This window comes from Ornithinimicrobium carbonis, assembly GCF_977012275.1.
In genome coordinates, this window is the sequence record NZ_OZ348993.1 from 2,380,002 (window position 1) to 2,393,634 (window position 13,633).

13 protein-coding genes and 1 tRNA gene are annotated in these 13,633 nt (G+C 74.0%); 8 read left to right on the plus strand and 6 right to left on the minus strand.

Annotated elements, in window-relative coordinates; genetic code table 11:
• Positions 1-16 precede the first annotated feature (16 nt).
• Entirely contained in the window at positions 17-1,300 is a 1,284-nt protein-coding gene (locus tag ACWHYA_RS10885) for a glutamate-5-semialdehyde dehydrogenase (RefSeq protein ID WP_425941142.1), read from the plus strand.
• On the opposite strand, the gene ACWHYA_RS10890 is transcribed toward ACWHYA_RS10885, so the two are convergent.
• Positions 1,288-2,334 carry a glycosyltransferase family 2 protein gene (locus ACWHYA_RS10890; protein ID WP_425941140.1) on the minus strand — a complete coding sequence of 349 codons (1,047 nt, stop codon included), beginning with the start codon at positions 2,332-2,334 and terminating at the stop codon, positions 1,288-1,290. The genes ACWHYA_RS10885 and ACWHYA_RS10890 overlap by 13 nt on opposite strands.
• A gap of 38 nt (positions 2,335-2,372) precedes the next feature.
• Between ACWHYA_RS10890 and ACWHYA_RS10895 the strand changes: the two genes are divergently transcribed.
• The 6 genes from ACWHYA_RS10895 (at position 2,373) to ACWHYA_RS10920 (ending at position 5,833) form a co-directional block, all read left to right on the plus strand.
• Complete coding sequence (locus ACWHYA_RS10895; RefSeq protein WP_425941138.1) at positions 2,373-2,600, plus strand: hypothetical protein; 228 nt, start codon at positions 2,373-2,375, stop codon at positions 2,598-2,600.
• Between the two features lie 14 nt (positions 2,601-2,614).
• Positions 2,615-3,187 (plus strand): nicotinate-nucleotide adenylyltransferase, encoded by a 573-nt coding sequence (gene nadD, locus ACWHYA_RS10900; protein WP_425941812.1) that lies wholly within the window; start codon positions 2,615-2,617, stop codon positions 3,185-3,187.
• Positions 3,184-3,570, plus strand: coding sequence for a ribosome silencing factor (gene rsfS / locus ACWHYA_RS10905; protein WP_425941136.1), 387 nt, complete (start codon positions 3,184-3,186; stop codon positions 3,568-3,570). Before nadD ends, rsfS begins: the two co-directional genes overlap by 4 nt.
• Positions 3,567-4,220, plus strand: a complete 654-nt coding sequence (locus ACWHYA_RS10910) for a histidine phosphatase family protein (protein WP_425941134.1) — start codon at positions 3,567-3,569, stop codon at positions 4,218-4,220. The genes rsfS and ACWHYA_RS10910 overlap by 4 nt, the downstream gene beginning before the upstream one ends.
• A 186-nt stretch (positions 4,221-4,406) precedes the next feature.
• Positions 4,407-4,479, plus strand: a tRNA-Ala gene (locus tag ACWHYA_RS10915).
• A gap of 91 nt (positions 4,480-4,570) precedes the next feature.
• Positions 4,571-5,833 carry an MFS transporter gene (locus ACWHYA_RS10920; protein WP_425941133.1) on the plus strand — a complete coding sequence of 421 codons (1,263 nt, stop codon included), beginning with the start codon at positions 4,571-4,573 and terminating at the stop codon, positions 5,831-5,833.
• Here the strand turns inward: ACWHYA_RS10920 and ACWHYA_RS10925 are convergent.
• Both ACWHYA_RS10925 and ACWHYA_RS10930 read right to left on the minus strand, forming a co-directional pair.
• A complete protein-coding gene (locus ACWHYA_RS10925) occupies positions 5,751-6,323 on the minus strand; it encodes a type II toxin-antitoxin system PemK/MazF family toxin (RefSeq protein ID WP_425941131.1) in 573 nt (190 codons plus the stop codon). The genes ACWHYA_RS10920 and ACWHYA_RS10925 overlap by 83 nt on opposite strands.
• Entirely contained in the window at positions 6,320-7,084 is a 765-nt protein-coding gene (locus ACWHYA_RS10930; RefSeq protein ID WP_425941129.1) for an IclR family transcriptional regulator, read from the minus strand. The genes ACWHYA_RS10925 and ACWHYA_RS10930 overlap by 4 nt, the downstream gene beginning before the upstream one ends.
• Before the next feature lie 166 nt (positions 7,085-7,250).
• On the opposite strand from ACWHYA_RS10930, the gene ACWHYA_RS10935 reads away from it, so the two are divergent.
• The gene (locus tag ACWHYA_RS10935; protein WP_425941127.1) at positions 7,251-9,059 is read left to right on the plus strand and encodes an L-lactate permease; all 1,809 of its coding nucleotides are present in this window, start codon (positions 7,251-7,253) and stop codon (positions 9,057-9,059) included.
• A 206-nt stretch (positions 9,060-9,265) separates the two neighbouring features.
• Here the strand turns inward: ACWHYA_RS10935 and ACWHYA_RS10940 are convergent, their stop codons facing one another.
• The 3 genes from ACWHYA_RS10940 to ACWHYA_RS10950 form a co-directional block, all read right to left on the minus strand.
• Positions 9,266-10,651: a (Fe-S)-binding protein gene (locus ACWHYA_RS10940; RefSeq protein WP_425941810.1), complete on the minus strand. Its 1,386-nt coding sequence runs from the start codon at positions 10,649-10,651 to the stop codon at positions 9,266-9,268.
• Positions 10,652-10,758: 107 nt separating this feature from the next.
• Positions 10,759-12,051, minus strand: a complete 1,293-nt coding sequence (locus ACWHYA_RS10945; protein WP_425941125.1) for an FAD-binding oxidoreductase — start codon at positions 12,049-12,051, stop codon at positions 10,759-10,761.
• The gene (locus ACWHYA_RS10950; RefSeq protein ID WP_425941123.1) at positions 12,051-13,616 is read right to left on the minus strand and encodes an FAD-linked oxidase C-terminal domain-containing protein; all 1,566 of its coding nucleotides are present in this window, start codon (positions 13,614-13,616) and stop codon (positions 12,051-12,053) included. Before ACWHYA_RS10950 ends, ACWHYA_RS10945 begins: the two co-directional genes overlap by 1 nt.
• Positions 13,617-13,633 lie beyond the last annotated feature (17 nt).

Genomic DNA, 13,633 nt, shown 5'->3' on the forward strand with positions numbered 1-13,633 from the left:
CACAGGAGCAACGCGCATGAGCACCCCCATCGCCCCCGAGGTCGTCGACCAGGTCCACGAGGTGGCCCGTCGGGCACGCCTCGCCGCCCGTCGGCTCGCCCAGCTGACCCGGGCGCAGAAGGACGCGGCGCTGCTCGCCCTGGCCGACGCCGTGGACGGGGCCGCCGAGCAGGTGGTCGCCGCCAACGTCGAGGACCTCGACCGGGGTCGCGACAAGGGTCTGCCGGAGAACCTCCTGGACCGTCTCACCATGGACGCCGGGCGGGTCCGGTCCGTGGCCGACGCGCTGCGGCAGATCGCCTCTCTGCCCGACCCGGTCGGGGAGGTGGTCCGGGGCTCCACCCTGGCGAACGGGCTGCAGATCCGGCAGGTCCGGGTCCCGATGGGCGTCATCGGGATGATCTACGAGGCCCGTCCCAACGTGACCGTCGACGCCGCCGGACTGGCCCTCAAGAGCGGCAACGCGGTGATCCTGCGCGGAGGGTCCGCAGCGGCCTCCACGAACGCCGCGCTCGTGGACGTCCTCCGGGCCGCGCTGGCGGACCAGGGGCTGGACCCGGACGCGGTCAACCTGCTGTCCGAAGGTGGGCACGACGCCGCCCGGGCCCTGATGACCGCGCGCGGGCTCGTCGACCTGGTGATCCCGCGCGGCGGGGCGAGCCTCATCCGGACGGTGGTGACCGAGTCCACGGTCCCCGTCATCGAGACGGGGGTGGGCAACTGCCACGTCTACGTCGACGCCTCCGCGGACACCGACATGGCCGTGCGCATCGTCACCAACTCCAAGACCCACCGGACCTCGGTCTGCAACGCGGCCGAGGCGCTGCTGGTCCACCGGGCCGCCGCCGACCGGGTGCTGCCCGCGGTCATGGCCGGGCTCGCCGCCGCCGGGGTGACCGTCCACGGGGACGAGGAGATGAGGCCCTACGCCGAGGCCGCCGGGGCGACCTGGACCCCTGTCACCCCCGAGGACGACGACACCGAGTTCCTGTCGCTGGACATCTCCGCCCGGGTGGTGGACGACCTCGACGCGGCGATCACCCACGTGCAGGACCACACCAGCGGGCACACCGAGGCGATCGTCACCGCCGACCGGGCCTCCGCCCGACGCTTCACCGCCGAGGTCGACGCCGCCGCGGTGCTCGTCAACGCCTCGACCCGCTTCACCGACGGTGGCGAGTTCGGCTTCGGCGCCGAGATCGGCATCTCCACCCAGAAGCTGCACGCCCGGGGCCCGATGGCCCTGCCCGAGCTGACGACGACCAAGTGGGTCGTCGAGGGCGACGGTCAGGTGCGCTGAGAGGAGGAGCGCGGCGCCTCGTCCGAGGTGTCGGTCAGGGAGTCGTGGGCCACGTAGTACGTGGGCCGGCGCTGCAGCGTGGCGTAGATGCGGCCCACGTACTCGCCCATGACCCCCAGGCTCAGCAGCTGCAGCGCGCTGAAGCCGGCGACGATGACGACGGTGGAGGTCCACCCGGCCACGGTGTGGCCGCCCAGCTTGGCGACCAGGGCGTAGCCGAGGAGCCCGAGGGCCACGAGGAACCCGACCAGCCCGAACCAGGTGGCCAGCCGCAGCGGGGCGGCGGAGAAGCCGGTGACCGAGTCGACGGTGAGCCGCAGCATCCGCGCGAGCGGGTACTTGCTCGTCCCGGCCGCCCGCTCCGCACGGACGTAGCCGACCGTCGTGGAGGGGAAGCCCAGGGCGGGCACGACCAGGCGCAGCACGCGGTGGTCCTCGGGCAGCGCGTTCACCGCGTCGACGGTGGCCCGCGACATCAACCGGTAGTCACCGGCGTCGTCGGGGGCGTCCACGGCGCCGAGCGTGCGCATGAGCGCGTAGAAGCCGCGGGCCGTGGAGCGCTTGAAGACCGAGTCCGAGGAGCGGTCGCTGCGAACCCCGTAGACCACGTCCACGTCCTGGGAACGGGCGGCCCCCAGCATGTCGACGACCAACTCCGGAGGGTCCTGCAGGTCCGCGTCCAGGGTGACCACCCACGCGCCCCGCGCGGCGACCAGCCCGGCGGACAGGGCCGCCTGGTGCCCCGCGTTGGCCCGCAGGCGCAGCACCCGCAGCTGGGGCCAGGTGCGCCGCGCGGCCTGCAGCAGCACGGGCGTGGCGTCCCGGCTCCCGTCGTCCACGGCCACGACCTCGTAGTGCTCGCCCAGTCCGTCCAGCACCTCCCGCACCCGCTCGACGAACAGCGGCAGCACCTCGGCCTCGTTGAACATCGGCACGACGACGGACAGCGTGGGGGTGACGTCCCGGGCGTCGGTGGCGGGCGCAGCCGCCCCCGGGGTCGCTCCCGGACGACGCGGACTCGGCGGTACGGACATGGCTCCACTGTAGGTGGCCTGCAGGTACAGTGGCCCCCATGACGTCTGCGCCTTCCCAGCTGCTGGCCGCCTCCGCGGAGGAGGGTGGCCACCACGTGGTCAACGAGCTGCTCTTCGAGCCCATCTGGTTCGGGGTCATCGCCCTCGTGGCGTTCCTGGCGCTGCTGGGCCTGCTGTGGTCCTTCCGCAACACCCTCGCGCTCGACCCGCACAACGTCGCCGAGGGCCACGACCCGGACAGCGCGCGCGGCTCCAGCGCGCACTGATGCGCCTGGGGGTGATGGGTGGGACGTTCGACCCCATCCACCACGGGCACCTGGTCGCCGCCAGCGAGGCGGCGCACCTGCTCGACCTGGACGAGGTGGTCTTCGTCCCGACGGGACAGCCCTACCGCAAGGAGGCGGCGGAGGTCAGCGCCCCGGAGCACCGCTACCTCATGACGGTCGTCGCCACCGCCTCCAACCCCCGGTTCACGGTCAGCCGGGTCGACGTCGAGCGTCCCGGTCCCACCTACACCCGGGACACGCTGCGCGACCTGCGCCGGCTGCGCCCCGACGACGAGCTCTTCTTCATCACCGGCGCGGACGCGCTGGGACAGATCCTGTCCTGGAAGGGCGTCGAGGAGCTGTGGGAGCTGGCCCACTTCGTGGGGGTCACCCGACCCGGCCACGACCTCAGCGACAGCGGGCTGCCTCAGGACAAGGTGACCCTGCTGGAGGTCCCGGCCATGGCCATCTCCTCGACCGACTGCCGGGAGCGCACCGCGGCCGGGGACCCCGTCTGGTACCTCGTGCCCGACGGCATCGTGCAGTACATCCACAAGTACGGCCTGTACCAGGAGGAGACCACGTGAGCGCCACCCCCAGTGCCACCCCCCGGGCGGTCGAGCTGGCCCAGGCCGCGGCCGCCGCGGCCCAGGACAAGCTCGCCCGCGACGTCGTCGGCCTGGACGTCTCCGGCCAGCTCGCGCTGACGGACGTCTTCGTCATCGCCTCCGCCCCCAGCGAGCGGCAGGTCGGGGCGGTGGTCGACGCCGTCGAGGAGCGCCTGCAGGAGCTGGGCGCCAAGCCGCTGCGCCGGGAGGGGCAGAGGGAGGGCCGGTGGGTGCTCCTGGACTTCGGCGACATCGTCGTGCACGTCATGCACAGCGAGGACCGGGAGTTCTACGACCTCGAGCGGCTGTGGAAGGACTGCCCGGCCGTGGTCCTGCCGCCCGCCCCGGCCGCGGAGGCGTGAGCGCCCGCAGCTCCCGACGCGTGCTGGTCTGGCGCCACGGGGAGACCGACCACAACGCGAGCGGCATCTACCAGGGCCAGCTCGACAGCCACCTGTCCGAACGCGGTCGTCGGCAGGCCGCCGCCGCGGCCGCGCGCCTGGCCGAGCGTCCGGTCGCCCGGCTGATCGCCAGCGACCTGGTCCGCGCGGCGGACACCGCCGACGAGCTCGCCGCCCTCACAGGGCTGACCGTCGAGCACGACGAGCGTCTGCGCGAGATCCACGTGGGTCGCTGGCAGGGGCTGGCGCACACCGAGGTGGTCGACCGCTTCCCCCAGGTCCTGGCAGCGCTCGACCGGGGGGAGGACCCGGTGCGGGGAGAGACCGGTGAGCGGGTGGTCGACGTGCAGGTGCGGGTGCGGGCCGTCTTCGACGAGCTGCTGCCCCGGCTGGGGCCGGGGGAGACCGCGGTCCTGGCCACGCACGGGATGGCCAGCCGGGCCCTGGTCGCCGACGTGGTGGGGCTGTCGGCACGCCAGGCCTGGCTCTCCCTCGTCGGTCTGCACAACTGCCACTGGGCCGAGCTCGTCGAGCACCGGACCGGCTGGCGGCTGGAGGCCTGGAACGTGGGGGTCGCAGGACCGGGAGCGGCTTCGGTCTCCGACCGCTAGTGCCGCAGGCGCGCGGCGAGGAGCAGCGGCACGCGACCGGGCACGTTCCCGACGCATCAGCGAGGGAGTGACGGTCGCACCCCCCACCCTCCACCCCCCTCGGCAGGGCAGGGGCGGGCCCGACCAGCGATTTGGGAAATGCTCACGCGCCTGGGTATTGTGTTCCAGTCCTCAACGGGGCCCTTCGGGGCTGTGGCGCAGTTGGTAGCGCACCTCCATGGCATGGAGGGGGTCAGGGGTTCGAATCCCCTCAGCTCCACCGTCGAGAAGAAGGCCGTCTCCCACCAGGGAGGCGGCCTTCTCCCGTCGCGGCGCCGGCCGACGACGGACCGGTCGGAAGGGGAGGACGCGTGGGCCGCACGCCCGGGGGTGAGCCCTTCCGCCTGCGCGACGTCGCGCTGGCCGCCTTCTTGCCGACCATCGTCAGCGGCACCGGTCACGCGGCCCTGCTGCCGGTGCTGGCGCTGTTCGCCCGCGACCTGGGGGCCGACGTGGGTCAGGCGGCCCTCGTCGTGGCCCTGCTGGGGGTGGGAAGCCTGGTCGCCTCGCTGCCGGCCGGCGCCCTCGTGGCCCGGGTCGGGGAGCGGCGGGCGCTGGTCGGGGCCGGGGTGGTGGACGCGGCGGCCATGGCGCTCGCGGCCGGGGCGACGTCCGTACCCGTGCTCATGGCGGCCGTGGTGCTCAGCGGGGCCAGCTGGTCGGTCTTCCTCCTGGCCCGGCAGGGCTTCCTCATCGCGGTCTCCCCCGCGCACCTGCTGGCCCGGGCCATGTCGACGCTGGGGGGCAGCCACCGCGTGGGGGCCTTCCTGGGGCCGGTCGCCGGGGCGGCGCTGCTGGCCTCCACCGGGTCGCTGCGCTCGGTCTTCTGGCTGGCCGCCGTCCTGGCCCTGCTCTCCGGGCTGGTGGTGCTCCTCGTGCCCGACCTGCAGGCCCGGTCGGGTGCCCGTCCGGGCAGCGGCGGCCTTGCGACCCGGGCGGACGCGCCGCAGGGGGACGGGACCGGTCGCGCCGCTGCCCGCCCCCGCGTCCTCGCCGTCCTGACCGCCCACCGGCACGTGTTGCTGACACTGGGCAGCGCGGTCGTCGTCATCGGGGCCGCCCGGTCCCTGCGGGCCACCGTCCTGCCGCTGTGGGCCGACCACGTCGGGATCTCCGCCGAGGCCACCTCGCTGGTCTTCGGGGTCGCGGCCCTGGTCGAGATCGCCCTGTTCTACCCCGCCGGCTGGCTGATGGACCGCCGTGGCCGCACCCTCGTGGCGGTGCCGGTGGTGGCCACCATCGGCCTGGGGGTCGCGCTGCTGCCGCTGGCTGCAGGGCTCCCGGTCTTCGTGGGCCTGGCCGTCCTCATGGCGCTCGGCAACGGGATGGGGTCGGGCATCGTCATGACCCTCGGTGCCGACTCCGCGCCCTCCGCAGGACGCTCGCAGTTCCTCGGCGGGTGGCGTCTGGCCGGCGACCTCGGCAGCGCGGGAGGACCGCTCGTGGTCGCCGTCCTGGCCAGCGTGGTCCCCCTCGCCACGGCCTGCGTGATCACGGGCGTGGCGGTGGTGGCGGGCTCGGGGTGGGTCCGTCACTGGGTGGCCCGGGCGGAGGCCCGGCGGTCGGCCCGCTGACCCCGAGGCCGGGAAGGTGCCGGGCGGCCTCGTCCAGGACCCGGGCGAAGACGTCGCGGTCGACCGACGCCCCGGTGCGCCGCACCGCCGTCGAGGGCAGGCGCAGCAGCCGGTTGACGCGCACCTCGCTGGGGCGCCGGTAGCGGTCCCAGGCGCCGGTGCCGATGTCGGTCCACAGCCGCCCCTCGGCCGCCTCCTGCTCTTCGTCCAGGTCGTGGTCACGGCTGGTCAGCTGCAGTGCGAGCAGCGCGTCACCGTCCCGCCCCAGGACGAGCACCGGTCGGTCCTTGCCCCGCTGCGCGTCCTCCTCGAAGGGTACCCACGCCCAGACGACCTCGCCGGGGTCGGCCCGGTCGTCCTCGACCGGGGCCCACCCGATCCGGGGCCCGTCGGCGTCGAGCGGGGGACCGTCGGCGTCGTCCGGGGGAGCGCCGGTACCGTCCTGGGGACCGGCGGCCGGCTCGGGGGACCCGGCGCCGCGACCCGTCACGTCCCGCGGGCCCGGGCGGCCAGGTCCCGGGCGACCCGGGCCAGGTCGGTGACCACCGCGCGCGCGACCTCGGGGGTCATCCGCTCGGTGGGCCCGCTGACGGACAGGGCCATCCGCCCCCCGTGCAGGTCCACGGGCACCGCCACGCAGCGCACCCCGAGCTCCTGCTCCTCGTCGTCCACGGCATACCCCTGCACCCGCACGCGTCCGACCTCCCGCCGCAGAGCCTCCATCGAGGTGAGGGTATGGGGCGTGCGCGCCTCCAGGGTCGCCGTCGCCAGGACGCGGTCCGCCTCCTCGGGCGCCAGCGCCGCGAGGACCACCTTGCCGACGGCCGTGGAGTGGACCGGCACGCGCCGGCCGACCTCGGCGAAGATGCGCAGCGTGTGGGGGGAGGGGGACTGGGCCAGGTAGACCATCCGCTCGCCGTCGAAGGCCGCGAGGTTGGCCGTCTCCCCGGTCGCCTCGACCGCTGCGCGCAGGGCCGGGGCGGCCAGCGTGGAGAGCTCGCGGGAGGCCGCGTCCCCGAGGAGGAGGGCGCTGGGTCCCAGGCCGTAGCGCCGGTCCGGGTCCTGGCGCACCCACCCGCGGCGGGCCAGTGCGGTGAGGAGCCGGTGGGCGGTGCCGGCCGGCAGGTCCGTGGCCCTGGCGACCTCGGTGACGCCGAGCGTGCCGGGGTGGGCGGCCATGGTCTCGAGGATGGCCAGGGTGCGGTCCACCGACTGCACGCCGCGGCCGCGTCCGACCTCCTCCAGCGTCATGGAGCCACCCTAGCGGCGACACCCGGGCGGGAGCCTTGACGCACGGGCGGGGGAGCGGCATAGTGCGTTCCGGAAATGGTCAGTCCATTCTGTGCGGCGGTGCGGCTCCAGACCCGGTCCCCCTCGCGCGGGGTGGTCGGACGTCACCGTCCCGAAAGGTGTCGACGTGGACAACCTCGCAGTCCTCAGCCTCCTGGCGATCGCCCCCATCGCGGTCGTCGGCGTGCTGCTCGCCGGCTTCCGCTGGCCCGCCAAGTACGCCATGCCCGTCGGCTACGTCATCACGGTCATCATCGCGATGACCGTCTGGCAGATGCGGCCCTCGGCCGTGGCCGCCGCCACCATCGAGGGCGTGATCATCGCGGTCACCCTCCTCTACATCGTCTTCGGCGCGCTCCTGCTGCTCGCCACGGTGATCTCGAGCGGGGCGATGAGCACCATCCGGGCGGGGTTCACCTCGATCTCCCCGGACCGCCGCGTCCAGGCGATCATCATCGGCTGGCTGTTCGGGTCCTTCATCGAGGGCGCCTCCGGGTTCGGCACCCCTGCGGCGGTCGTCGCACCGCTGTTGCTGGCCCTCGGCTTCCCGGCCATGGCGGCGGTCATGGTCGGTCTCATCATCCAGTCCACGCCGGTGTCGTTCGGTGCGGTCGGGACCCCGATGATCGTCGGGGTCGGCAACGGCCTGCGCGACGGCGCCGGCGTCAACGAGCGGGCCACCGAGCTGGGTCTGGGCTACGACGGCCTGGTCGCCGAGATCGCCTTCCAGACCGCGGCCATCCACGCCATCGCCGGTCTGCTCATCCCGCTGCTCATCGTGGTCTTCCTCACCGGCTTCTTCGGCGAGCGACGCAGCTTCGCCGAGGGCCTGCGGATCTGGCCGTTCGCGCTCTACGCCTCCCTGGCGATGACCGTCCCCTATGTGCTCGTGGCCCGGTTCATCGGCCCCGAGTTCCCCTCGCTCATCGGTGGTCTCATCGGTCTCTCGCTGGTGATGTTCACCTCCAGCCGCGGCTTCCTGATGCCCAAGGACACCTGGGACTTCGGTCCCCGCGCGTCCTGGGAGGAGCGGTGGATGGGGTCCCTGGACACCGACCACCTCGGCGAGGAGCTGGACACCCACAAGCGGATGGGCGTCGTCACCGCCTGGATGCCCTACGTCATCATCGCCGTCCTGCTCCTGGCGACCCGCCTCATCCCGCCGCTGACCGACGCGCTGCGCGCCGAGGCGCCGTGGGTCACCATCCCGTTCAACAACATCCTGGGCACCGAGATCAGCACCACGTGGCAGTGGCTCTACAGCCCGGGCACCGTGTTCATCGTCACCTGCCTGATCACCTACGGCCTGCACAAGATGAACGGGCGCCAGATCGGGGCGACGTGGTCGGTCGCGGCCAAGCAGCTGCTGGGCACCGCGGTCGCGCTGGGCTTCGCGGTCCCGCTGGTGCGGCTGCTCATCCGCTCCGGCCCCGACTTCACCAACTCCGACCTGGCCTCGATGCCGGTGACCCTCGCCGAGGGCGCTGCGGCCGTGGCTGGCGCGAACTGGCCGCTGGTCGCCCCGTGGATCGGTGCCCTGGGAGCCTTCGTCGCCGGGTCCAACACGGTCAGCAACCTGACCTTCGCGCTCTTCCAGTTCGCGACCGGCAACGAGATCGGTGTGGCTCCTGAGAGCGTCGTGGCGGCCCAGGCCGTCGGCGGGGCCGCCGGCAACCCGATCGCCATCCACAACATCGTCGCGGCGTCGGCGACGGTCGGCCTGCTGGGTCGTGAGGGCGACCTGATCCGCAAGACCGTGATCATCACGGCGTACTACTGCCTGGTCGGTGGTGCGGTCAGCTTCCTGTGGATCTACGGCATCGGCTTCAACCCCGGGCTGGTCCAGCTGATCCTGCTGGTGGCCCTGCTCGCCGGGCTCGTGGTGTGGATGCTGAACCGCGACAAGAAGATCCCGCAGGTGCAGACGCCGCGCTGACGTCGCTCCCGCGGCCCCTGGACGACGCCGCCCCGCCCGCACAGACCGGGCGGGGCGGCGTCCCGCTCCCGGAGGGGGGACGTGCGACGGCGGGGGCGTCGTCCCCCGGCGGCAGCGCATCGCGCCTTCGGCGCTCGGGGTGGCGTCCTTGCTCGGGCGCCGGCGTTCTCCGGTGCTCGGGCTGTCGTCCCTCGCCGCGTCGCGGGTCAGAGCAGCGGCTCGCCCCGGATCGAGGCGTCCAGCACCACCGCGGTGTGCACGAAGGGCACGGGGCGCCCGGCCCGCTCCAGCGCCTGGCTGATCTGCATCAGACAGCCAGGGTTGGCGGTCACCAGCAGGTCGGCGCCCGTGGACAGGATGTTGGCGGCCTTGCGGTCCCCGAGCTCGGCCGCGGGCTCGGGGTTGAGGATGTTGTAGACACCGGCCGAGCCGCAGCAGATCTCCGCGTCGGGGATCTCGACCAGACGTACGCCCGGGATGCCGCGCAGGAGGTCCCGCGGCTGACGGACGACCTGCTGGGCGTGCCGCAGGTGGCAGGCGTCGTGGTAGGCGATGACGACCTCGCGGGTCTCGCCGGCGTCTGCGTCCTCGCCAGCGTCCGCGTCCTCCGGGCCGCCGGCCGGTCCCACCGGGTGCCGCGGGGCGACGGGTCCCAGCTCGGCAAGGATCTCGGAGAGGTCGCGCACCTTCTGGCTGAACACGCGGGCCCGTTCGGCGTAGTCGGGGTCGTCGGAGAGCAGGTGGACGTATTCCTTCATCGTCGAGCCGCAGCCGGCGGAGTTGACGACGACGCTGTCGACCCCGGCCTCCTCGAAGGTGTCGATGAGGCGCCGGGCGAACGCGGCGCCCTCCTCCTCGCGGCCGGTGTGCACCGACAGCGCGCCGCAGCACCCCTGACGGCGGGGGGCGACGACGTCGCACCCCTCGGCCGCCAGCACCCGCGCGGTGGCGGTGTTGACGTCGCCGAAGAACTCGCGCTGGACGCAGCCGGTGAGCATGCCCACGACGGCGCGTCGCGGCCCCACGGCGGGGGTGCGCTCAGGCACCTCCACCCGCGGACCCAGGGGTGGCGCCAGCGACTGCATGACCTCCAGCTCGGGGCTGACCCGGCCCACGAGGCCCGTCCGGCCGACCAGGCGCAGGGCACCGGTCCGCTGGGCCAGCCGCAGAGGACCGCGCAGCACCCGCAGGCGTCGTGGGTGCGGGAACAGCCCGAAGATGAGGGAACGCAGGGCACGGTCCCGGGCGGGGCGCTCGACGCGGCGCTCGATCTGCGCCCGGGTCGTCTCCAGGATGCGGTCGTAGCGCACGCCCGAGGGGCAGGCGGTCACGCACGCCATGCACCCCAGGCAGGCGTCGAGGTGGGCCACGGTCGAACCGGTCAGCGGGGCGCCCTCCCGGGCAGACCGCACCAGGTCGATGCGGCCCCGGGGGCTGTCCATCTCCTCGCCCCAGAGCTGGTACGTCGGGCAGGTCGTCAGGCAGAAGCCGCAGTGCACGCAGTCGTCGAGCAGCTCGATGCTGGGGGTGCGGTGGTCGTCGAAGGCCGGGTCCGCCACGACCCGCGAGGCGTCGCCGCGCACCGTCGGCATCCCCAGGCGGGTGACGTCCTGGGCGGAGGGCACCCGGGCGGGCTGGGTCGTGGTCGGCAGGCTCGTGAGGGCCGGGGACATGGTGGGGCGAGGGCGTGGGCGGTCCATCACAGTCCTCCGACGAAGCGTCCGGGTGCGAGCACCCGGGTGGGATCGAACTCGTTCTTGACGCGGCGCATCAGGTCCAGACCGGGCACGGGCCCCCAGCTGTCCACGTCCGCCTTCACGGCGGGTGGCGCATCGAGGACGACCGTGGACCCGCCGAGCCGTCCGCTGGTGGCCCGCAGGGCGTCCACCGACGTCCGCGCCTCCTCGGGCGCGCGGTCCCCGGGCAGGAGCGCGTGGAGCACACCGACCCCGGCCGACCCGGTCACGGTCATCCCCTGGTCGAGGGCGGAGGACACCAGCTCGCCCACCCCCGAGATGCGGGACGTGGTGCGGACCAGGACCGGCCGACCCTCCTCCGGGTCCACGGGGTGCGCCCACCAGCCGGGAGCCTGCTCGGTGGCCCGGACGGCGGCACGGTGCTGCGGCAGGAGGGGGGCCAGCGTCTCCACGAGCCGGGAGGCCCGGGCCTGGACCCCACCCGTCGTACCGCCCAGCAGGACCGCGACCTCGGGGGCCTGGCCCGGGACGGCGCGCACCTCGAGCGCCTGGGGCACGGTCTGGGAGTGCACGGCGGCGCCCAGCACGCTGGCCAGGGCCTCCGGGGGAACCACCATCTGGACCCAGCGCTGGGCCTCGGGAAGCGGGTGAAGCCGTACGGTCACCTCGGTGACGACGGCCAGGGTGCCGAACGACCCGGTGAGGAGCTTGGACAGGTCGTAGCCGGCGACGTTCTTGACCACCTTGCCACCGGCCTTGGCGACCGTGCCGTCCGCACGCACGAACCGCACGCCGATGACCAGGTCGCGCACCGACCCGGTCCACATCCGGCGCGGGCCGCACAGGTTGGTCGCGACCGCCCCGCCCAGCGTGGACCCGGTACGCCCGCCATCGGCGTCCGGGGCGTCCGCGGTCCGGGCGGCCGCGGTGCCGACGAGGTCGTCCAGGACCAGCTGGTGCCCGCCCTGGGCGAGCCACCGTCCCAGGCGGTCGAGGGGCATGCCGGCCCCCGCCGTGGCGATGAGGTCACCGCGCGAGTGCTCGACCAGGCCGTCCATCGCCGTCGTCTCCAGGAGGACGTCGAGCCGTTCGGGCGGGCGTCCCCAGGACAGCTTGGTCCCGTGCCCGCGCACGACCACCGCCAGCCCGCCGGCGTGGCAGGCCCGCAGCAGGGCCGAGGTCTCCTGCGTCGACCCCGGGGTGGCCACGACCCGGGCGGGCGACCCGTCCACGTGGTCCTGCGGCCCGGCCTCGCGGAGCGGGCAGGTTCCGGCGAGCATCTCGGACAGGTCCATCAGAAGATCTCCACGCCGTCCCCGGCGAGGGCGTGCGCACCCTGGACCACCCGGGGACGCTCACCGCACAACCGGGGCGTGGGGTAGATCTTGCCGGGGTTGGCGATGCCGTCGGGGTCGAAGGCGCAGCGGACCAGCTGCATGGTGTCCAGGTCCTCCTCGGTGAACATGCGTGGCATGTAGCGTGCCTTGTCGGCCCCCACGCCGTGCTCGCCGGTGATCGATCCCCCGTGCTGGATGCACAGGTCCAGGATCATCCCCGAGACCTCCTCCGCGCGTTCGGTGGCCCCCTCCTCGGCAGCGTCGAAGAGGACGAGCGGGTGCAGGTTGCCGTCGCCGGCGTGGAAGACGTTGGCCACGCGCACCCCGCGCTCGGCGCTGATCCGCGACATCTCCCGCAGCACCTCCGGCAGGGCGGTCCGCGGGACCACCCCGTCCTGGACGATGTAGTCGGGGGAGATGCGGCCCACCGCGGCGAAGGCCGACTTGCGGCCCTTCCAGATCTCGGCGCGCTCGAACGCGTCGGTGGCCGTGCGGAACTCGAAGCAGCCCTGATCGGCGCAGATCCGCTCCACGTGGTCGAACTCGTGCTCGACCTCCTCGGCGGCGCCGTCCAGCTCGACCACGAGCACCGCACCGGCCCCGGCCGGGTATCCGCAGGAGACGGCCTTCTCGGCGGCCTCGATCGCCAGGGCGTCCATGATCTCGATCGCGGCGGGCACGATGCCGGCGGCGATGATCGCGCTCGTGGCGGCCCCCGCCTGGTCGATGGTCGCGAACCCGGCGAGCACGGTGCGGACCTCCTCCGGCAACCGGGTCAGGCGCACGACGGCCCGGGTGGCCACCCCGAGGGTGCCCTCGGACCCGACGAAGGCGCCCACGAGGTCGTACCCCGGTGCGTCGGGGGCGTCGGTGCCCAGCCGGACCTCGTCCCCGGAGGGGGTGACCAGGTCGAGCGCCAGCACGTGGTTGGCGGTGAAGCCGTACTTGAGGCAGTGCGCGCCGCCGGAGTTCTCGGCCACGTTGCCGCCGATCGAACAGATCTGCTGGCTGCTGGGGTCGGGTGCGAAGTAGTAGCCCAGCGGGTTGGCCGCCTTGCTCACCTGCAGGTTGATCACCCCGGGGTCGACGACCGCCCGCTGGTCCTGCGGCCGCAGCTCGTGCAGGGTCCGCAACCGGCTGGTGACGAGCAGGACGCCGTCGACGTGGGGCAGCGCACCTCCCGACAGTCCGGTCCCCGACCCTCGCGCCACGAACGGCACCCGGTGGCGCGCGCATGCCCGGACCGTGGCCGCCACGTGCTCGGCGGTGTCGGCCAGCACGACGAGCGCGGGCGTCACCCGGTAGGCGGCCAGCCCGTCGCAGGCGTAGGTCTCCAGCTCGGCGGGGTCGGTGAGCAGCAGGGGGGCGGGTATGGCGTCGCGCAGCTCGACGAGCACGTCCCGCACCGTCCCCGTCCGGTCGGAGCCGGGCCGGTCCGTGGCGGCGCCCCGGGGGCCCGCGCCCGCCCGGGCGAGAACGTCCTCCTCGGCGGCTGGTCCCCGCACCTCGGGCTCGAGCGCCATACCTCGACCTCCTCGTC